Below are 20,113 nucleotides of genomic sequence, written 5' to 3'. Positions count from 1 at the left end.
ACATCCCAGAGGGATTAAAAACCAACCATATTATTCATTTCAATAATCGGCATCAGTGTTGCGAAGACAATGAATGACACCATGCCAGCCATCAAGATAATCATTGCTGGCGTCAAGATACCAATCGCCATATTCACGGTAGCGTCAAACTGCTGATCCTGATTGTCCGCCGCACGCACTAACATCGATTCAAGTTCACCGCTTCGTTCACCACTGGCGATCATGTGCAGCATCATAGGCGGAAACAGCTTGGACTGGTCCAGTGCAAGTCGAAGACTTGAGCCCTCTCGCACCTTATCCGCCGCTTCCTCAATCTTCTGTTTTACGTAGCGATTTGTCATCACGTCACTGGCGACTTTCATACCATCCAACAATGGAATGGCGCTGGAGGCACAGATAGCCAGAGTTCGCGCAAAACGAGAGGTGTTTAAGCCTCGAGTCACTTTACCGAGTACAGGTACCGACAAGGTCGTTTTGTCCCAACGCAAGCGATTTTTCGGCACACGCAGCCAGAAGCGAAACAGCATGAATGCCACTAAGCCCACGACTAGCAGGATGGCACCCCAGTTTTGAACAAACTCACTCATCGCCAATAGCAGCTCAGTCAAAGGCGGCAACGCCTGACCAGACTGCAAAAACTGCTCAATGATGGGAGGAACAACAAACGCTAAGAGAATAGAGACAATCGCAATCGCAACAACCACTAGCACCACGGGATAAACCATGGCCTGAACCACTTTACTGCGGTTCTTTTGACGGTTCTCTACGTAGTCAGCAAGACGATTAAGAATGGAATCAAGATGACCGGATTTCTCACCGGCAGCCACCATAGCGCAGTACAGCTCATCAAAAGAGCCGGGATAGTCGCGCAGGCTATCCGCAAGGGTATATCCTTCAACGACGCGTGAACGGATACTCAAGATCATATTGCGAATACGGATCTTCTCACTCTGCTCTGCGACGGCTTTTAAGCACTCTTCAAGTGGCATACCCGCTTGAACTAGCGTTGCCAGCTGACGCGTCACCAAAGACAACTCATTGGTACTGATACCACGCTGGAATCGTACCGCCGATTTGCTTGACTGCTGTGCAATCGCTTTTTCGCGACCTTGTTGCACATCAACAGGCACAAGGCCTTGTTCGCGCAACTGCTGGCGTGCTTGACGAGCATTATCCGCTTCAATCACGCCTTTCTTGTTGCGCCCTTTACCATCCAGAGCTTTATATTCAAACGCCGCCATTAGCCCTCCCTGGTCGCTCGCATCACTTCTTCTAGGGTGGTAATGCCTTCACGCACTTTTTTCAGGCCATCATCACGGATGCTTGGTGTATGAGCTCGAATCGCGCGCTCAATCTCCAACTCACCCGCATCATTGTGGATAAGCTCTTGAACTTGATTATCAATAAGCAATAGCTCGTGAATACCAGTACGGCCACGGTAGCCCTTACCATTACAGCATTCACAGCCTTTCGCTTGATACAGTGTCAATGGCTCATGTGGCGCCAGTCCAAACATGGCTTTTTGCGTCGCGTCGGCTTCATAGGGTTCACGACAATCTTTACACAAGGTGCGGATTAATCGCTGAGCTAAGACGCCGAGCAAAGATGAAGAGACCATAAACGGTTCAATACCCATATCACGCAAACGGGTAATCGCACCGATCGCCGTGTTGGTGTGCAAGGTCGACATCACCAAGTGACCCGTTAGAGACGCTTGCACGGCAATTTGCGCCGTTTCTAAATCACGAATCTCACCCACCATCACCACATCAGGGTCTTGACGTAGAATCGCTCGCAGCCCCCGCGCAAAGGTCATATCCACCTTGGTATTCACCTGTGTTTGACCAATGCCATCAATATCAAATTCAATCGGGTCTTCAACCGTTAAGATATTGCGTTCTGCGCTATTAAGCTCTTGCAAGCCCGCATACAAGGTGGTCGATTTACCCGAGCCCGTGGGACCTGTCACCAAGATAATTCCGTGAGGACGCTGAATAATATGCTCAAAATCTTGGTGAATTTTTGGTGTCATACCGAGGCTGAGCAGATCCAGGCGCGTTGCATTCTTATCAAGTAGACGCAACACCACACGCTCACCGTGTGACGATGGCATCGTAGAAACACGCACATCCACCGCACGACCACCGATACGCAATGAAATACGGCCATCTTGCGGTACACGTTTTTCAGCGATATCCAACTTAGCCATGACTTTAATACGTGACACCAATAACGGTGCAAGTTTACGGCTTGGTGACAACACCTCACGTAACACACCATCGATGCGGAAGCGGATAGACAGGACTTTTTCGAATGTCTCGATATGGATATCCGACGCACCTTCTTTGATCGCTTCCGCCAGCATGGCGTTAATCAATTTGATGATCGGTGCGTCATCTTCTGATTCTAGTAAGTCTTCACTCTCTGGCAGCTCTTCTGCCAGCGCAAAGAAATCATCACTGTCAGAGCCAATGTCTTCCATTAACTGGCGAGCCTCAGACGAGTCGCGCTGGTACGCGTCAGTGAGGCGACTATCGAAAGTCTCTTCATCAAGTTGATGCGGCACAAAGGTCGTCGTCAAGAAACGACGCACCTCAGCTAACACCGCCGGTGGCGGCGTCTCTACATAAAGAAGCTGCCAGCCTTTCTCATCTTGCTCAAGCACCACGCGATGCCGCTTTGCAAAGGAAAACGGCAATCTGACGACGCGCTCATCAGCAAATGCGGAGATGTCACTCATTATTGATCCTTCAACTGCGACATAAATGCCTTCACTTCCGGCGGTAGGTCAATGTCTTGACCATACTCAGGTAGCACTGGTGTATCCGTGTTCGGCATTAAGCGTAGTCCTTGCTCTTGCTTATAAAGCTGCTCAGCACGGATATAGTTGTATTTACGTTGCGTAATACCATCCGCAGAAATACCATCACGAATAATGGTTGGCTTGATGAACACTACAAGGTTGGTCTTCGATTTCGTCGTATTGGTCGATTTAAACAGATGCCCTAAGACTGGGATATCACCAAGTAGCGGAATCTTGGATTCACTCTCGTTGGTCTCTTCATTGATCAAGCCGCCCAGAGCAATCAGTTGACCATCTTCCACTAAGACTTGCGTACTGAGCTGACGCTTAGCAAAACGGACGTCCACCGCACCATTGGCACCCAAGACATTCGATACTTCTTGCTCGATATCGAGCTTAACCGAGTTACCCTCGTTAATTTGTGGTACCACGTTAAGCTTGATACCCACTTCCTTACGCTCAACGGTCTGGAAAGGGTTTGAATTGCTTGAGCTGGCGGTCGAGCCGGTCACGACAGGCACTTCTTCACCGACGATGAATGACGCTTCACCATTATCAAGCACGGTAATACTCGGTGATGACAGAATGTTAGAATTACGATTGGTCGATACGGCGTTCACCAATACCGTCCAGTCTCCGGCAACTAACCCTAGGAACGCACCATTCGCACCGGCGAGCGCTGAAGCGAGAGTAGTAAAATCACCGGGTTCGTTAATCGTAACATCGTAATATTCATTTGTGGTCGAGTTGTAACGCGTTTCCGTTCTAGTCGTATCTCTTGCTTCCTCTAAACCAATCATGTACTGAGACACAGGTACAGAAGAGTTGCCAAACTGCATTACTCCGCCGCCATCGGTTGAGCCCACCTGAACACCAAGATTCACTCCATCACCTTCGGCGATTTCAACAATCATGGCTTCAATCAGGACCTGTGCGCGGCGAATATCCAATTGCGCAATGATTGATTCAAGAGAACGCATGATATCTGGCGGCGCGGTCAAAATAAGGGCATTGGTATCAGTATGAGCAGAGATAAGTACTTGACCATTACTGGTTGTTGGCGCTGCATTTCCGGCGGTTTTTTCTGCTTGAAGGTTATCAGAGACCCCTTGCAGTACGCTCACCAACTCTTCTGCATTGGCATACTTCAAATACACCACGCGGTTATTCCCCGTGGTCTGCATCTCTTTATCGAGCTGCTCAATTAAACCACGAAGACGTTTACGGACACTTGGCTCACCAGACAGCAGAATACTGTTAGTACGCTCATCGGCGACAAGCTTAGGTTGTAGGAAGTCAGGTTCACCTTTGTTGCCTGACTTATTCAGCGCTTCGACAATCCGCACCATTTCAGCCGCAGAGGCATTTCTTAGCTCAACCACTTCTACTTCATGGTCACCGGCTTGGTCGACACGTTCAATAATGTCAGCAAGGCGATCCACAACCTGGGCGCGACCTGTGATCATAATGACGTTAGATGGCTCATAGTGCACAACGTTACCTGCACCTGCATTATCATTGAGCTGGCGAAGTAGCGGTGACAGTTCACGTACCGAGACATTGCGCACTGGAATAACACGGGTGATCACCGCATCGGTTGGCGCGCTATCACCTTCCCCCAACACGGGAATCCCCGATGTTTTCGCATCTTTATCACGAATAACTTTGAGCACGCCGTTGTTCATCTCAACAACAGCAAAACCATAGACTTCAAGAACGTTGAGGAAAAAATCGTAGTACTGGTCTTTGGTTAGCGTATCGTAACTGCGCACATCCACGCGGCCACGTACCGCGGGATCAACAATGATTGTTTTTTGTAGGTTGTGACCGATTGTGGCGATGAACTCCTGAATATCAGTCCCTTTGAAGCTGGCACTAAACTCATCTTGAGCCCATGCAGAACTCATCATCAGTCCCGCAATCAGCAGAGCAGCTGTGCTCTTCCATTTTTTCACTCGAATCTCCTGCTTACGCATCGGTTATCGCTTGCTTTACTGCAAGTCGATGTAAATATCATGAAGTTGTCCATCACGCTCCACGCTCAACGACAAGCTCGTCGCTTGCTGCAATTCTTGGAACAGGGTTGCCATGGTAGAAGGATCGGTAAGGTCACTGCCATTCAGAGTCACCGCCAAATCATTTGGCATCAGTCCTACCGCATCAAACAGGGTTCGCTCTTTACCCGGGTTCACTCGATAGCCGAGTAAAGCACCCTCTTTCTTCACTTGTGACAGACGAATGTAATTAAACATATTTTGCGGATTTGCCATGATCTCCGCTTTAATCGCGCCCAGTTTTTCACCAAGTTGATCGACGTCATTGGCAGGTGCAGTGGCCGCGCGTTGAACTGGTCGCGATGGTGCCGCACTTTGCGAAGTAAACTTGTTACCGTCAAGCATCAAGGTTTCGTCGCGACCGCTGTTGCGAATAATGACACGATCAGCAAACACCGCCACTAACGTCGCACGCGTACCTTCAATCGGGTCATCAATTTTATAGGTGTTCTGTTGGTTGCGGTTGGCAATAATGGCAAGACTAGTCGTTGGGTTTGTACTGGCGACAACCCCAACGAGGTTCAAATTCAGTCGCGTCTCCGGTGCATTTTGCACCACTTCTTGTTTCACTGGCTCGGGTTTCGCTTGTGCTTCATATTTCCCGAACAACTCCATCTGTTGTAGCTGTCGAAGATTATATCGCGGCCCCGAGGTATTAGAGGCTGTCGCGACCGCGGTCGGTGACCATTTTGCGATCGGTTCTACGGGCTGTATCACTTGCCACACGAGTCGGCCCAGCAACCAAGCCAACATGACGACCACCAGCCAAGTCAACAGCCGAGCGATCGCCGCAAAAGGGAGTTGTGACGGATTTTGAAGCGCAGCGCGCCATTGTGTTGCCAACATATGGGTCTCAATTCGTATTTACATGTAATTCGAGGGCATAGTGCAGTGTGCATCAATGATCACTGGATTGCACTTCGACCCTCTAGGATAACGCGTTACGATGACGTTTGTGGGACTGATATGACGATAAATGCGTCAATAGTCTAGCCGATCACGGAAAAACTTTGATGTTACTTCAATGCGTTACGCTTTTTCATCATTTTTTTATCACAGAACCATTGAAAAAGCCTATTAGGGGCACAATTTCAGACCATCAATAGACAGAAAAATTTGGTCTTTGGCTAGACTAATTATGTGATCTTAGTCGCCATTAGTACCGAAACTGCAATCAAAACTCTCTGAAACTGAGGATTACCCCGTTGAAAGACAGCAATACCTTGCAAGTTCGTCTTGATAAATGGCTCTGGGCTGCACGTTTTTATAAAACACGTTCCATTGCCCGCACCATGATCGACGGCGGGAAAGTGCACTACAATAACCAACGCGCCAAGCCAAGTAAAATGGTAGAATTAGGCGCTGTGATCAAACTCCGTCAAGGTAATGACGAAAAGTCGGTCATCGTCGAAAAACTCTCTGATACCCGACGCGGCGCACCGGAAGCCCAAACGTTATACTCAGAAACCCCTGATAGCATTGCGCAGCGCGAAAAAAATGCGCAACTGCGCAAGATGAACGCTCTTGGCAGTCCGAGCCCGGCAAGCCGCCCGGACAAGAAGCAGCGTCGAGACATTATTCGCTTTAAAAGCAGTAACTAAAAGCTGGAGACACCCCATGGCAAAAAACAGCCTGCATCGTTACCTGTTTAACGATATTTCCGTGCGTGGAGAGCTGGTACAACTGGATAAACCTTACCAAGAAATCCTCAGCTCAAACGACTACCCTGAAGCCATTCAAAAACTGCTTGGTGAATTGCTGGTCGCTACTAGCCTGCTCACAGCAACGCTAAAATTTGAAGGTTCTATCACAGTACAATTGCAAGGGGATGGCCCAGTACGTTTAGCGGTTATCAATGGCAACCATAACCAACAAATGCGCGGTGTAGCGCGCTTTGAAGGCGATGTTAAAGACGGCACGATTCAGTCCCTGATGGGTAAAGGCCACTTAGTCATTACCATCGATCCAGTAAAAGGTGAACGTTACCAAGGCGTGGTTGGCCTTGAAGGGGAAACCCTTTCAGAGGTATTGGAAAACTACTTCGCAAACTCTGAGCAACTTCGCACTCGCCTTATCTTACGTACCGGCCAACACGACGGCCAAGCGAATGCGGCAGGCATGTTGCTGCAAGTACTGCCCGACGATAAAGGTAGCGAAGAGGACTTTGACCACTTGCTACAACTGACAGAAACCGTCAAAAACGATGAGCTGTTTGGCCTAGACGCGGAAGATGTGCTTTATCGCCTCTATCACCAAGAGAGTGTTCAGCTCTTTGAACCTCAACCTGTCGCCTTTAATTGCAGTTGCTCGCGTGAGCGCAGCGCATCGGCGATTCGTTCCATTGATCGTGCAGAAGTCGATCAGATTTTGGCGGAAGAAGGTGAAATTGCCCTTCATTGTGATTACTGCGGTACAAGTTACAAATTTGATAGGATTGATGTTGCCGCTTTATTCGAAAGTCCAATTAGCCAGACATCAGGCAATCAAGCACACTAAGCAAGACCATACATATAACATTCCCTAATGGAATACTAAAAAACCGACCAAAAGGTCGGTTTTTTATTTTGCGATAATAAAAAACCTCAAAACTTTCCGCCACATTCAGCCCGTGAATTCATTATAAATTTGCGCTGAGGCACATTTTTACCCCACCAAAGCCACTGATTTACCAGACTTATTTTTGAATAAATATTAATCAAATACGCTGGCGTATCCCTTTATGACAATTGTAAACTAAACAAGGGAAAAACAACGATAAAATATTACTTTCCCTTAACAAATTTGTGGTTATTTTTTGACTGGCCTCCCTGAAATTCCAGATTTTGGTTGCTAGCATGGATACCAGATAATGATTCTTACAACATCTTACCCAAGTTACCCTAAGGAGCACCTATGACAATTACAAACGTCGACAACAAGGTTGCAAATGCGCTGGACTTATCTCGCTATGGTATTGAAAATACTGTTGAAATCGTAAGAAACCCATCCTACGACATGCTGTTTGAAGAAGAGACTCGCAGTGACCTAGAAGGTTACGAGCGCGGTGTCATCACCGAGCTTGGTGCGGTGGCTGTCGACACAGGCATCTTTACAGGACGTTCGCCGAAGGACAAATACATTGTCAAAGACGCAACAACCGAGGAACACATGTGGTGGACCTCAGACGCTGTTAAAAATGATAACAAACCGATAAAACAAGATGTTTGGGATGACCTGAAAGCATTAGTCACAGGCCAGCTGTCTGGCAAGCGTTTATTCGTGATTGATGGATACTGTGGTGCCAATCCAGACACGCGCTTAAGCATTCGCATTATTACCGAAGTGGCATGGCAAGCTCACTTCGTGAAGAACATGTTCCTTCGTCCAACAGAAGACGAACTCAAAACCTTCGAGCCTGATTTTGTTGTCATGAATGGCGCTCGTTGCACCAACCAGAAATGGGAAGAGCATGGCCTGAATTCTGAAAACTTCACCGTATTTAACCTCACCGAACGTATGCAGTTGATTGGTGGTACTTGGTACGGTGGCGAGATGAAGAAAGGGATGTTCGCGATGATGAACTACTTCTTGCCGCTGAAAGACATAGCTTCAATGCACTGTTCGGCCAACATGGGCAAAGACGGTGATGTTGCGATCTTCTTCGGTCTATCTGGTACCGGGAAGACAACCCTCTCCACAGATCCAAAACGTGCGCTTATTGGTGATGACGAGCACGGCTGGGATGACGATGGTGTCTTTAACTTCGAAGGCGGCTGTTATGCGAAGACCATCAAGCTATCGAAAGAAGCTGAGCCAGACATCTACAATGCAATTCGTCGTGATGCGCTGTTAGAGAATGTGACCGTTCGTAATGATGGCTCTATCGACTTTGATGACGGTTCGAAAACGGAAAACACCCGTGTGTCTTACCCGATCAACCACATCGATAACATTGTCAAACCTGTCTCCAAGGGCGGTCATGCCAATAAAGTCATCTTCTTATCAGCCGATGCCTTTGGCGTACTTCCTCCGGTATCAAAACTGACACCAGAGCAAACCAAGTATCACTTCTTGTCTGGCTTCACCGCGAAACTTGCCGGTACCGAACGTGGCATTACTGAGCCAACACCAACGTTCTCGGCGTGTTTTGGCGCAGCGTTCTTGACCTTACACCCCACCAAGTATGCAGAAGTGCTCGTTAAACGCATGGAAGCCGCGGGTGCAGAAGCCTATCTGGTCAATACCGGCTGGAACGGTAGCGGCAAACGTATCTCTATCCAAGATACGCGCGGCATCATTGATGCTATTCTCGATGGCTCTATCGAAGAAGCAGAAATGAAAGACATCCCGATCTTCAATCTGCAAGTGCCAACATCGTTGCCAGGTGTAGATCCTGAAATCCTTGACCCGCGTGACACCTACGTGGATCCACTACAGTGGGAAAGCAAGGCAGAGGACTTGGCGCAACGCTTTATCAATAACTTCGAGAAGTACACGGATAACGCAGAAGGCAAGTCGCTTGTCGCTGCTGGCCCTCAACTAGACTAATCCGATTCTGAGAGTCTACTCACGGCGCGATCACTCATCGCGCCGTTTTTCTTTTCTGCCTATCCAACAGTTCATAGACTATTCTCTTGATATAGCGCTATTTTTACTTCAGTCTAATCGATGCCTTATATCAATAGGCAGGACTCAGAAGCGAGTTTGCCACAAGGAGAGTTGATGAAGTGGTTGTTGAAAGTCGTCGCGACGCTAGTAATCTTAACTTTCACCTCAATGGCCATCATAGTGGCAGGCCTTCACACAGCATATGCTCCTCAAATGGTCAATCAAGCGCTTGCTTGTCTCGGATACACCGATGTAAAAGTAAAACAGGTCGAGTATCATATTCGTCGCCCTTGGCATATCACCCTCACTCAGCTCCAAACAACCCAACATAACATTCCCCAAGTTAAAATCTGGCTAGATCCTGCTTCTCTGTGGCACAGGGAATGGCGCTTAGACGGTTTAAAAGTTGAAGGGAAACAGAGTACCGGATGGCTGACGCAGCTGCCGTCCATTCAAATAAAACGCTTAGCGCTCAAGAACACCAGTTTAGGCTTTCCTTCGTTAACCCTGACCAATGCCAATGTCGAGGTCGATAACTGGCACTTTGACGCTGAAACTGGACAGCACCAGTTTCAAGGGGCGTTCCAACTCACCGCGCCTCAGTGGCAATGGCGCCACTGGCAAGGTGAGCAATTGGTTGTCAGCGGTAGCTTCAATGATAACTTGTGGCGTATCCGTGCCCTTACCAGCCAATGGTTAGAAGGCGAGGTCAGTTTAAGCGGTGACATAGATAAACAGCAGGGTGGTTTCATTGATCAACTGACGCTGTCTAACCTAAAACTGCGCAATGATGAGGTGGTAAACACACTGCGATCAGCAGTTGATGAGCTGCGTGACTGGCCGATTGGCATCAACCGCGTTGATATAGTGCATAGCCATATCGACACGCCTGATCTCGTTGTCCAAAACATCAACCTGTCACTGCAGAAATGGCAATGGCCAGCGCCTTGGCATCAACAACAACGCGCAAAAGTCTCATTTAATGCCGATAGCATTCGCTATCAACAATGGTTAATCGAATCACCTCTGCTTGAAGCCAGTTATCAACCGCAGCAAGCAACGATAGATATCGCCACCGCGCGCACCATGGAAGGCTTCGCGTTAATGCGAGGCGCTTTCACACCGAATGAGTTGCTCGTTGATGAGCTTCGCCTTAATAATATTGACTGGATAATGTCAGAGACCCCCTACCAGCCGCTTCAATCCTGGTGGAGCAAGTTCCAAACCATCACTGTCGGTCAACTGCATGTCGGACAAAGTATGGTGACGGCCAATAACCCTGAATGGCCCGTGCAAATTCTTGGGGTTAACGCGAGTGGACAAGACCTCGTACTCAAAAATGAGGGTAAGTCTGGCTTGTGGCAAGGCGATCTCGAAATCAGTGCCGCACGCGCTAACCTCAATCATGTAATTACACAATACCCCAAGTTGACCATGCAGAGCCAAGCAGGCCATTGGCAACTCACCCAACTCGTGATGCCGTTTACCAGTGGGATTTTAGAGGGAGATGCAGATATTGATTTGCTTCAGGAAGGTCAACCATGGAGTGTGTCACTGCTCGGACAGAATATCCCGCTGACCATTGCCCATCAGTGGCTTGATCTCCCACTGGCAATCCAAGGTAGCAGCGATATTAGTCTCGTTGCCGCTGGGCTGGCTAACTCAAAGCTGCTAGCGCAACATAGTCTTGATGCCAGTGTTCGAGCCACGTTCAGAGATACCCAAGCCGACAATCAACAGCTCTTCTCACAATGGCAAAACAATCACGATACGACGGAAAAGAAGCAAGTTGAAGCGATCACCTTAACACCATTGCGTCTAAGCAGTGATCGTGGCCGTATTCAGCTCGCCCCGTGGCGCATTAGCAACCGCAGCCTGGATGCCACATTTGAAGGAAACTGGGATCTTGCCAATGACCAAGCACAGCAGCTTAGCCTAAAAGCAACATTAGGATGCCAAGCACTGACGCGTACTTGGCCTCAAGATGGCGTGTCGGTCTCTTCAGACTGTAGCGGCAATATCAAATAGTCACCAGTAAAACGGGTCACCACTTCATCACCGCTGTAAACGGCGATATCTAAGCTGACACGCACTTTTCGGCCGCGTTCCAAGCGGTCGAGGTCACCACTCATATTATCAAGCCCTACAACGGCTCGCGGGCGCTCTGCAACGGGCTGATGGTAACGAATATGGCTATCAACCAGCATAATTTCCCCGCTCAGTCCGCGTTCTTTCATCAGCATCCACATAAAGCCCCAGCCTGCGAGAGTGGCCATACTAAAGATGCTTCCCGCGAACATGGTCCCTTGCGGATTCAAATTCGCATTCAATAGCGCGCCAACTTCAAAACGGTAACCCGTGTATTGGTTGATTTTCATCCCCATCTTTTCACTGATCGGGATGGATTCACTCCAACGCTGCTGCAATTCAGCACACCATTCAGGGTGGCGGGCGACTTCATGATGCTCATCCAGTCGTTTCAGCATCTGCTGATGACGAACTGGGCCACGTTCATCACTCAGCTCACCTTGACTGGTGAACTTGTTCCGCACGTAAAATGGGATGGCATCTTCACGTGCATTACAGACGAGACGTTTTGCACCTTCTTGGCAAGCTAACGACTCCAGTGACATCAGCACTAAGGTCCCCATTCCTTTCTCACGATAATCGGGACTCACCGCCATATAGCGAATTTGACCATCATTATCCGGGGTCAAGTACAAACGTCCAACGGCAACCACATCACCTTTACCGTCAACAATCATCCGGTGATGACTCGCAACATCGTAAGCATCACGCTCCGAACCTAGCGGCATATTCCATGGCTCACGTAACATCTGCCAACGAAAATGATAGTACTTCTCCAACTCCATCTCAGAGTTTGGTGTGACTAATCGAAACATCGTATCCCTCAGTGTTTTATGCCGCCATTGCGACGGTGTAATTAGACCTGTAGCCAGAACGTCACTGGGCCATCATTAACCAATGCCACTTTCATGTCAGCACCAAATTGACCCGTCTCGACCTGAATCCCTGTCTCTCTGCATGCATCATTAAAAACTTCATAGAGACGGTTCGCCTCAGAAGGTTCAGCGCCCGCGGAAAAACCAGGACGCATACCCTTTTTCGTATCCGCAGCAAGCGTAAACTGCGACACCACTAACACACTGCCGCCAGCTTGCTGGACATTTAAATTCATCTTTCCCGCATCATCTTCAAAAATACGGTATCCAAGCACGCGCTCACGTAGGCGGCGCGCTTTTGCTTCATCATCGCCCTGCTCGACGCCTAGCAGAACCAATAACCCCTTATCAATTGCTCCGATGGTTTCTCCATCGACGTTTACACTGGCTTCACTGACCCGCTGAATCAAGGCTATCATTCTGTTTTTCCTCTAAGTTATCCGAGGCAATCTTCTCAGCTTGTCCACAGAGATGCAACGGCCGCCACGCTTCGCTCAACGATGCCGTGATTTCCGCACCAATAAGCACAATGCACCAACTCAGGTAAACCCAAACAAAAAGAATCGGGATAGCCGCCAGAGCGCCATAGATCACTTGATAAGAGGGGAAGTGCGCGAGGTAAAGAGCAAAGCCTTTTTTACTCACTTCAAACAGCAGTGTAGCAATCAACGCCCCAATGACCGCATGCTTTATCTGGATTTTTCTATTCGGCACCACCAAATAGAGGCCCGTGAACGCCAGTAGGGACATTAATGCGGGGAGATAACTCAAGCCTGTCCGCAGTGCATCCGTGGCCATTTCACTCCCCAACAGTGACAACGAGCCCAAGTAAGAGCTAATCGCTAAGCTACTGCCGACTAAAACAGGGCCGAGCGTGAGGATCATCCAATAAACAGAAAAGGATACCGCGATACGGCGTTTTTTCGTCGAACGGAAAATAAAGTTAAACGCATTGTCGATATTGAAAATCAGCATCATAGCAACGACAAACAGCGCGCTCACCCCAACAGCGGTCATACGTCCTGCATTCGACACAAAATAATCTAAATACTCACTGACCACCTGCCCAGCAGCCGGAACGAAGTTATCAATCACAAAGTTCTGTATCAGCTCACCAAACGCGGCAAACACCGGTGACGCTGACAAGGTGGTCAACACTACGGTCAGCAAAGGAACCAATGACAATAAAGTGACATACGCCAATGAACCCGCCGTGACAGTGAGGCGGTCCTCTTTAATACGGTGCAGTAAATGAAGGGCGAATGCCAATGCCACACGCGCGACAACGATAATTCTTTCTAGATATAATTTATTGCTCAAAGCGATATCCCTATCTATAGTGACAACGATATGTTAACAAGCTGGATGTCACGATGCGATTAGTTGTCTCCATTTTAGTTGTCTGGAGTATTCTCACTGGCTGTAGTTCTACTTACTATGCCGCCATGGAAAAAGTCGGCGTTCACAAGCGCGAAATCATGGTTGACCGCGTCGCGTCTGCCAATGAAGCACAACAAGATGCGCAACAGCAGTTTACAAGTGCCCTCGACGCGCTCCAACAACTGACTGGCCAACAAACAAGTGACTTGCAAAGCTGGTATCAACGTATCAGCCGTGAATATGATGCCAGTGTCGATGCGGCGGATGAAGTATCAGAAAGAATTGATGCGATCGAGCACGTAGCAGAAGCCTTGTTTGACGAATGGTATGAAGAGTTGTCGCTATACAGCGACTCAGCTTTGCGCAGAGACAGTGAGGCAAAGCTCAAACAAACTGAGAAGAATTACGGCTACATGCTAGAGGCAATGCGCCGCGCTGAACAGACCATGCAGCCTATCCTCGTTACCCTGCTCGACAATACTCTTTATCTTAAGCACAACCTCAACGCGCAAGCCATTGATGCATTGGAGAGGGAGTTTTCTTCCCTTGAACGTGACATCGAGTTAGCGATTAAACGGATGGAAATCGCCATCAATGAATCTAACCGATTTATCGCTGGACTTAAGTAGTAGTACGCCCCCCCTTGTTCAGCAATCAACATAAAAAAAGGCGAGCCAGAGGCTCGCCTTTCGCTATCAATCGTTAAGCAGTCAGTAATGACTTACTTATCCAGCATTACTTCGCAGCACGGCTCGCGCGCTTACGGTCCGTTTCAGTCAGAAGCTTCTTACGAATACGGATGCTTTCTGGTGTTACTTCTACCAGCTCGTCATCATCGATGAACTCTAGCGCTTGCTCTAGGGTGTAGATGATTGGCGGTGTAAGCACCTGCGCGTCATCAGTACCTGAAGCACGTACGTTAGTAAGCTGCTTACCTTTCAGTGCGTTAACGGTTAGGTCGTTGTCACGGCTGTGGATACCAATCACCATACCTTCGTACACTTCAACACCGTGGCCGATAAATAGGCGACCACGATCTTGCAGGTTAAATAGGGCGTTAGTTAGCGCTTTACCCGCCGCATTGGCAATCAATACACCATTGATACGTTGACCAATCTCGCCGCCTTTGTGAGGGCCGTAATGATCAAACGTGTGGTACATCAAGCCAGAACCTGAAGTTAGGGTCATGAATTCCGTTTGGAAACCAATCAAACCACGAGAAGGCATGACAAAGTCCATACGTACACGGCCTTTGCCATCTGGAGACATGTCTTTCAGCTCACCTTTACGTAGGCCGATGTTCTCCATGATGCCACCTTGGTGCTCTTCCATCACGTCGATAGTCACAGTCTCAAACGGTTCCATCAGCTGATCATCTTCTTCTTTGATGATAACTTCAGGACGCGATACCGCGAGCTCAAAGCCTTCACGACGCATGTTTTCTATCAAGATAGAAAGGTGAAGCTCACCACGGCCAGAAACGCGGAACTTATCTGGGTCTTCTGTCTCTTCTACACGCAGTGCAACGTTATGCACTAGCTCTTTTTGTAGACGCTCAAGGATATTACGTGAAGTTACGAACTTACCTTCTTTACCCGCGAACGGCGACGTGTTTACTTGGAAGGTCATGGTCACGGTTGGCTCATCAACAGAAAGCGGTGGTAAAGCTTCTGCATTGTTGATGTCACAGATGGTGTCAGAAATTTTCAGTTCACCTAGACCGGTAATCGCAATGATGTCACCTGCCGTTGCTGAGTCCACATCGTGACGCTCAAGGCCAAGGTAACCCATAACCGTACCGACTTTACCGTTGCGGGTTTTACCGTCTGCACCAACAATGGTCACTTGTTGATTTGGCTTCACACTACCGCGGGTAACACGGCCTACACCGATAACACCAACGTATGAGCTGTAATCTAACTGAGACACCTGCATCTGCAGTGAGCCTTCAGTATCAACTTGCGGCGCTTCAACTTCTTCAACGATAGTTTGGAACAGTGGTTCCATGTCATCGCCTACAGCACCTTCTTCTAGCGTCGCCCAGCCATTTAGCGCTGAGGCATAGACCACTTTAAAGTCTAGCTGCTCGTCAGAAGCACCTAGGTTGTCGAACAGGTCAAAGACTTGATCCATAACCCAATCAGGACGCGCACCTGGACGGTCAATTTTGTTGATAACAACAATCGGCTTCAAACCGTGTGCAAACGCCTTCTGTGTTACAAAACGCGTCTGAGGCATTGGGCCATCTACCGCATCAACAATCAGTAGTACTGAGTCAACCATCGACATGATGCGCTCAACTTCACCACCGAAGTCGGCGTGCCCCGGGGTATCAACGATATTAATGCGGTAGTCATTCCAGTTAATGGCGGTGTTTTTCGCCAAAATGGTAATGCCACGCTCTTTCTCGATGTCATTCGAGTCCATTACGCGCTCTTCGGCTTCACCGCGCGATTCAAGGGTGCCCGATTGTTGCAGCAGTTTATCAACCAAGGTGGTTTTGCCATGGTCAACGTGCGCAATAATAGCGATATTGCGTAGTTTATCGATCTGTGGAGTAGACATGTGGATTTGATTCACTCAGAACGTGCAGCGGCTACCAACTCGGCAACACAGCTACTGTGGTTAAAAAAACGGCTCATAATCTAACAGATTTTACGCCAAAACCAATCAAAGATGTGATTTAAGTCACCGCAAAGTCGCTTTTTTTACGTTTTCCCTTAGAAAAGGTCACTTTACTGGCGCACCTTTCCGTTTTCGGCACTTTTTTTCGCGCGCAGGAATTGACAAATTCCTTGCAAGAGTCCTGAATAGAAATGCACCTGAAGAATGCACTTGCACCATTAAGATCCGCAATTGCACCACAATAGTGCACAGAAGGAACTAAAACGGTGCTCAAGTGCGCTAATTCAGCGCATTTCAGGACTTTTAAAATTGGCACGATAATCGCATTAAGCTAATTAACTTATTGTAAAGCTTTGTTTCGCGCCTTTTGCCAAACTAACACCGGAGGTTAACCACCATGTCAGTAGAAAACGTATTAGCTATGATTCAGGAAAACGAAGTTAAGTTCGTTGACCTACGCTTCACAGACACTAAGGGTAAAGAGCAGCACATCTCTATCCCAGCTCACCAAATCGACGCAGACTTCTTCGAAGAAGGTAAAATGTTCGACGGCTCTTCTGTAGCTGGTTGGAAAGGTATCAACGAATCTGACATGGTGATGATGCCTGACGCGTCATCTGCAGTACTTGACCCATTCACTGAAGAAGCAACGCTAAACGTACGTTGTGACATCCTAGAGCCTGCAACGATGCAAGGCTACGACCGTGACCCACGCTCAATTGCAAAGCGTGCTGAAGAGTTCATGCGTGCGAGCGGTGTTGCAGATACCGTTCTTGTTGGTCCAGAGCCAGAGTTCTTCCTATTTGATGACGTGAAGTTCGCGACTGACATGTCGGGTTCTTTCTTCAAAATTGATGACGTAGAAGCAGCATGGAACACAGGTTCTGACTTCGAAGGCGGTAACAAAGGTCACCGTCCAGGCGTGAAAGGCGGTTACTTCCCAGTCGCACCTGTCGATTCATCACAAGACATTCGTTCTGCAATGTGTCTAGTAATGGAAGAGATGGGCCTTGTTGTTGAAGCTCACCACCACGAAGTCGCTACTGCAGGTCAGAATGAAATCGCAACGCGTTTCAACACTCTGACAAGCAAAGCTGATGAAATCCAAATCTACAAGTACGTAGTCCACAACGTTGCGCACGCATTTGGCAAAACGGCAACCTTCATGCCTAAGCCACTTGTTGGTGACAACGGTTCTGGTATGCACGTTCACATGTCTCTTGGTAAAGATGGTCAAAACCTGTTTGCTGGTGACAAGTACGGCGGCCTTTCTGAAACGGCACTTTACTACATCGGTGGTATCATCAAGCACGCGCGTGCGATCAACGCCTTCGCGAACGCCTCTACTAACTCTTACAAGCGTCTTGTTCCAGGCTTCGAAGCGCCAGTTATGCTTGCTTACTCAGCACGTAACCGTTCTGCTTCTATCCGTATCCCAGTGGTACCAAGCCCGAAAGCGCGTCGTATCGAAGTACGTTTTGGTGACCCAACAGCGAACCCATACCTTGCATTCTCTGCAATGCTAATGGCTGGTCTTGACGGTATTAAGAACAAGATCCACCCAGGTGAAGCAATGGACAAAGACCTGTACGACCTTCCTGCGGAAGAAGCGGCAGAGATCCCAACCGTTGCTGAATCACTACAGCAGGCGCTACAGGCACTGAGTGATGATCGTGAGTTCCTAACCGCTGGCGGTGTATTCTCAGACGATTTCATCGATTCTTACATCGATCTTAAAGGTCAAGATGTTGCTCAAGTTAACGCAACGACGCACCCACTTGAGTTTGAACTGTACTACTCAGTTTAAGCAACAAGCTGAAACAACAGCGTAATTCTACGGCCCACCTCACAGGTGGGCCGTTTTTTTATATCAGCTCAAATTCTGTAGTTAACAGTACACTCGCTCTCACGCTATAAACGTTATTATCCAATGCGCTTCATTTGAATCTCAACGACTTAGCAGTGCGGAAGCCCACAATGAAAATGATAAAAATCGGCACTACCCTCATCGCATTAACCCTGATGCCTGTCGCGGTTGCAACGACGATCTACTCGTGGAAAGATGCCAATGGTAAAACCGTCTTTTCCGATCACCCGCCGGAATCCGGCCAGTACGATCAACAGCACTATGACGATCCCCCGCCACCGCCGCCAGTGCTCGACGCCGAGGCTGAGCCATTGCCCCAACCTAGTGCAGAACCTGAACTGAAAAACCCACCACCGAGCAAAGTGTCTTTACTTACCCCAAACCACGAGCAAACAGTGCGCGACAATGCGGGTCGGTTAAGTGTCAGTGTATCGACAGATACACCGCTAAGAGAGCATTACCAAGTGCAGCTTTATGTTGCCGGGCAACCCTTTGGTCCACGTTCTTCGGTGAATCAATGGCAAGTGGAAAATGTCGATCGCGGGGCACATGAACTCAGCGTGAAGCTATTGAAAAACGGCAAGATTATTGCATCAACTAGTCCAGTAACCGTGTTCATGCACCGGGCGTCAAAAGGACAGCTACCTAGCCTCCCTAAAGTTGGGCAACCACCCGCAGAAGCTCTCTAGTCCTTTTCCCGTCGGTCACTATCACGTTACACTACTTGCACCATGTTGGTGCAAGTGGCAAGGAGGCAATCCCGTGACGATAGATCTGACGCAGGCAATACTGAACAATCAAACCACCGCACTGCTGCTGCTCGATGAAGAAATGAACATTAACTTTGTCAACAGCGCGGCAGAGCAGCTATTTTCGCTTAGTCAGCGAAAATTGAGCGGCCATAACTTTCGACAGCTTTTTCAACATACGTCGCTCGACTTGAGCCTGATTGAAGACACCTTATCTTCTGGTCAAGGGTTCTGCGATGGTGAAGTCACCTTTGTCATTGACGGCCAACCCACCATTGTTGAGCTCAACGCTTCACCGATGTCGTGGAAAAAACAACTCATGATTTTGCTGGAGCTAAAACCGATCGTAAAACAGCGCCGTATCAGCCAAGAGCTGGTGCAACATGCCCAGCAACAAGCAGCCAAAGAGCTCGTTCGCGGTCTTGCCCATGAAATAAAGAACCCGCTCGGCGGTTTGCGTGGTGCCGCTCAATTGTTAGAAAAGATGCTCCCAGACCCGAGTTTGAAAGAGTATACCCAAATCATTATCGAGCAGGCCGACCGCTTACGTAACTTAGTGGATCGCCTCCTTGGCCCACAACGCCCAGGGCAAAAGTCGCTCCACAACATTCACCAGATTCTTGAAAAGGTCCGCCAACTTGTCAGTTTGGAAGCGGGCGAACGCATTCACATTGTTCGCGATTATGACCCGAGCCTGCCAGACTTTGAGATGGATGATGATCAAATTCATCAAGCCTTGCTCAATGTCGTCAGCAATGCGGCGCTGGCACTCAAGCAAGTGAGTGGCGGCACCATCACACTCAAAACTCGCACGGATTACCAAACCTTGATTCATGGCACCCGCTACCGCTTGGCTGCCAAGATTGAAGTGATAGATGATGGCCCCGGTATTCCTCAAGACATTCAAGATACCCTGTTCTACCCCATGGTGACCGGGCGAGAAGGTGGTACTGGCCTCGGCCTTTCCATCGCACAGAATTTGATAGACCAACATAAAGGCAAAATTGAAGTGACGAGTTGGCCCGGCCATACCAAGTTCACTTTCTACCTGCCAATAAAATAATAATGACAAACACAAGGATTCA

General features: G+C 48.6%; 16 protein-coding genes. 8 read left to right on the top strand and 8 right to left on the bottom strand.

The window, feature by feature from the left end; all coding sequences use genetic code 11:
• Positions 1-14: 14 nt before the first annotated feature.
• The 4 genes from gspF to gspC are packed head-to-tail and all read right to left on the bottom strand — an operon-like array spanning position 15 to position 5,703.
• Positions 15-1,241, bottom strand: coding sequence for a type II secretion system inner membrane protein GspF (gene gspF, locus TSUB_RS00405; protein WP_087023280.1), 1,227 nt, complete (start codon positions 1,239-1,241; stop codon positions 15-17).
• Positions 1,241-2,740 (bottom strand): type II secretion system ATPase GspE, encoded by a 1,500-nt coding sequence (gspE, locus tag TSUB_RS00400; RefSeq protein WP_087023278.1) that lies wholly within the window; start codon positions 2,738-2,740, stop codon positions 1,241-1,243. The genes gspF and gspE overlap by 1 nt, the downstream gene beginning before the upstream one ends.
• Positions 2,740-4,758 carry a type II secretion system secretin GspD gene (gene gspD / locus TSUB_RS00395; protein ID WP_087023276.1) on the bottom strand — a complete coding sequence of 673 codons (2,019 nt, stop codon included), beginning with the start codon at positions 4,756-4,758 and terminating at the stop codon, positions 2,740-2,742. The genes gspE and gspD overlap by 1 nt, the downstream gene beginning before the upstream one ends.
• Positions 4,759-4,794: 36 nt before the next feature.
• The gene (gene gspC / locus TSUB_RS00390; RefSeq protein WP_087023274.1) at positions 4,795-5,703 is read right to left on the bottom strand and encodes a type II secretion system protein GspC; all 909 of its coding nucleotides are present in this window, start codon (positions 5,701-5,703) and stop codon (positions 4,795-4,797) included.
• 359 nt (positions 5,704-6,062) lie between these two features.
• On the opposite strand from gspC, the gene hslR reads away from it, so the two are divergent.
• The 4 genes from hslR to TSUB_RS00370 all read left to right on the top strand — a co-directional run bounded on the left by hslR (position 6,063) and on the right by TSUB_RS00370 (position 11,472).
• A complete protein-coding gene (hslR, locus tag TSUB_RS00385; RefSeq protein WP_087023272.1) occupies positions 6,063-6,458 on the top strand; it encodes a ribosome-associated heat shock protein Hsp15 in 396 nt (131 codons plus the stop codon).
• Between the two features lie 16 nt (positions 6,459-6,474).
• Positions 6,475-7,353 (top strand): Hsp33 family molecular chaperone HslO, encoded by an 879-nt coding sequence (hslO, locus tag TSUB_RS00380; RefSeq protein WP_087023270.1) that lies wholly within the window; start codon positions 6,475-6,477, stop codon positions 7,351-7,353.
• A gap of 396 nt (positions 7,354-7,749) precedes the next feature.
• The gene (pckA, locus tag TSUB_RS00375) at positions 7,750-9,384 is read left to right on the top strand and encodes a phosphoenolpyruvate carboxykinase (ATP) (protein WP_414718350.1); all 1,635 of its coding nucleotides are present in this window, start codon (positions 7,750-7,752) and stop codon (positions 9,382-9,384) included.
• Positions 9,385-9,558: 174 nt separating this feature from the next.
• Positions 9,559-11,472, top strand: a complete 1,914-nt coding sequence (locus TSUB_RS00370) for an AsmA family protein (protein ID WP_159064961.1) — start codon at positions 9,559-9,561, stop codon at positions 11,470-11,472.
• On the opposite strand, the gene TSUB_RS00365 is transcribed toward TSUB_RS00370, so the two are convergent.
• From TSUB_RS00365 to TSUB_RS00355, 3 genes are read right to left on the bottom strand one after another with little or no spacing between them, the layout of a single operon-like run.
• Entirely contained in the window at positions 11,424-12,347 is a 924-nt protein-coding gene (locus TSUB_RS00365; RefSeq protein ID WP_087023266.1) for a bifunctional GNAT family N-acetyltransferase/hotdog fold thioesterase, read from the bottom strand. The two genes, TSUB_RS00370 and TSUB_RS00365, sit on opposite strands and share 49 nt — an antisense overlap.
• A 41-nt stretch (positions 12,348-12,388) precedes the next feature.
• Entirely contained in the window at positions 12,389-12,826 is a 438-nt protein-coding gene (gene dtd / locus TSUB_RS00360; RefSeq protein WP_087023264.1) for a D-aminoacyl-tRNA deacylase, read from the bottom strand.
• Entirely contained in the window at positions 12,798-13,727 is a 930-nt protein-coding gene (locus TSUB_RS00355; RefSeq protein ID WP_246616381.1) for a virulence factor BrkB family protein, read from the bottom strand. Before TSUB_RS00355 ends, dtd begins: the two co-directional genes overlap by 29 nt.
• A gap of 53 nt (positions 13,728-13,780) precedes the next feature.
• On the opposite strand from TSUB_RS00355, the gene TSUB_RS00350 reads away from it, so the two are divergent.
• Positions 13,781-14,416, top strand: coding sequence for a DUF2959 domain-containing protein (locus tag TSUB_RS00350; RefSeq protein ID WP_087023260.1), 636 nt, complete (start codon positions 13,781-13,783; stop codon positions 14,414-14,416).
• Positions 14,417-14,522: 106 nt separating this feature from the next.
• Here TSUB_RS00350 and typA read toward each other — a convergent pair whose 3' ends face one another.
• Positions 14,523-16,352, bottom strand: coding sequence for a translational GTPase TypA (typA, locus tag TSUB_RS00345; RefSeq protein ID WP_087023258.1), 1,830 nt, complete (start codon positions 16,350-16,352; stop codon positions 14,523-14,525).
• A gap of 457 nt (positions 16,353-16,809) precedes the next feature.
• Between typA and glnA the strand changes: the two genes are divergently transcribed.
• The 3 genes from glnA to glnL all read left to right on the top strand — a co-directional run bounded on the left by glnA (position 16,810) and on the right by glnL (position 20,091).
• Positions 16,810-18,219, top strand: a complete 1,410-nt coding sequence (gene glnA, locus TSUB_RS00340; RefSeq protein ID WP_087023256.1) for a glutamate--ammonia ligase — start codon at positions 16,810-16,812, stop codon at positions 18,217-18,219.
• 170 nt (positions 18,220-18,389) lie between these two features.
• A complete protein-coding gene (locus TSUB_RS00335; RefSeq protein ID WP_087023254.1) occupies positions 18,390-18,968 on the top strand; it encodes a DUF4124 domain-containing protein in 579 nt (192 codons plus the stop codon).
• A gap of 73 nt (positions 18,969-19,041) precedes the next feature.
• Complete coding sequence (gene glnL / locus TSUB_RS00330) at positions 19,042-20,091, top strand: nitrogen regulation protein NR(II) (protein WP_087023252.1); 1,050 nt, start codon at positions 19,042-19,044, stop codon at positions 20,089-20,091.
• Positions 20,092-20,113: the final 22 nt, after the last annotated feature.

It is taken from the genome of Thaumasiovibrio subtropicus (assembly GCF_019703835.1).
Taxonomy (GTDB): Bacteria; Pseudomonadota; Gammaproteobacteria; order Enterobacterales; family Vibrionaceae; genus Thaumasiovibrio; species Thaumasiovibrio subtropicus.
Note: the sequence above shows the minus strand (reverse complement) of the source record. Positions and strands in the feature narration are given on the sequence as shown.

What these genes read in the sequence shown, in the direction of transcription:
- gspF (WP_087023280.1), bottom strand. Translation starts at nt 1,241, where the DNA reads ATGGCGGCGTTTGAATATAAAGCTCTGGATGGTAAAGGGCGCAACAAG.
- TSUB_RS00335 (WP_087023254.1), top strand. Translation starts at nt 18,390, where the DNA reads ATGAAAATGATAAAAATCGGCACTACCCTCATCGCATTAACCCTGATG.
- gspC (WP_087023274.1), bottom strand. Translation starts at nt 5,703, where the DNA reads ATGTTGGCAACACAATGGCGCGCTGCGCTTCAAAATCCGTCACAACTC.
- typA (WP_087023258.1), bottom strand. Translation starts at nt 16,352, where the DNA reads ATGTCTACTCCACAGATCGATAAACTACGCAATATCGCTATTATTGCG.
- pckA (WP_414718350.1), top strand. Translation starts at nt 7,750, where the DNA reads ATGACAATTACAAACGTCGACAACAAGGTTGCAAATGCGCTGGACTTA.
- dtd (WP_087023264.1), bottom strand. Translation starts at nt 12,826, where the DNA reads ATGATAGCCTTGATTCAGCGGGTCAGTGAAGCCAGTGTAAACGTCGAT.
- glnA (WP_087023256.1), top strand. Translation starts at nt 16,810, where the DNA reads ATGTCAGTAGAAAACGTATTAGCTATGATTCAGGAAAACGAAGTTAAG.
- hslO (WP_087023270.1), top strand. Translation starts at nt 6,475, where the DNA reads ATGGCAAAAAACAGCCTGCATCGTTACCTGTTTAACGATATTTCCGTG.
- TSUB_RS00350 (WP_087023260.1), top strand. Translation starts at nt 13,781, where the DNA reads ATGCGATTAGTTGTCTCCATTTTAGTTGTCTGGAGTATTCTCACTGGC.
- TSUB_RS00370 (WP_159064961.1), top strand. Translation starts at nt 9,559, where the DNA reads ATGAAGTGGTTGTTGAAAGTCGTCGCGACGCTAGTAATCTTAACTTTC.
- TSUB_RS00365 (WP_087023266.1), bottom strand. Translation starts at nt 12,347, where the DNA reads ATGTTTCGATTAGTCACACCAAACTCTGAGATGGAGTTGGAGAAGTAC.
- gspE (WP_087023278.1), bottom strand. Translation starts at nt 2,740, where the DNA reads ATGAGTGACATCTCCGCATTTGCTGATGAGCGCGTCGTCAGATTGCCG.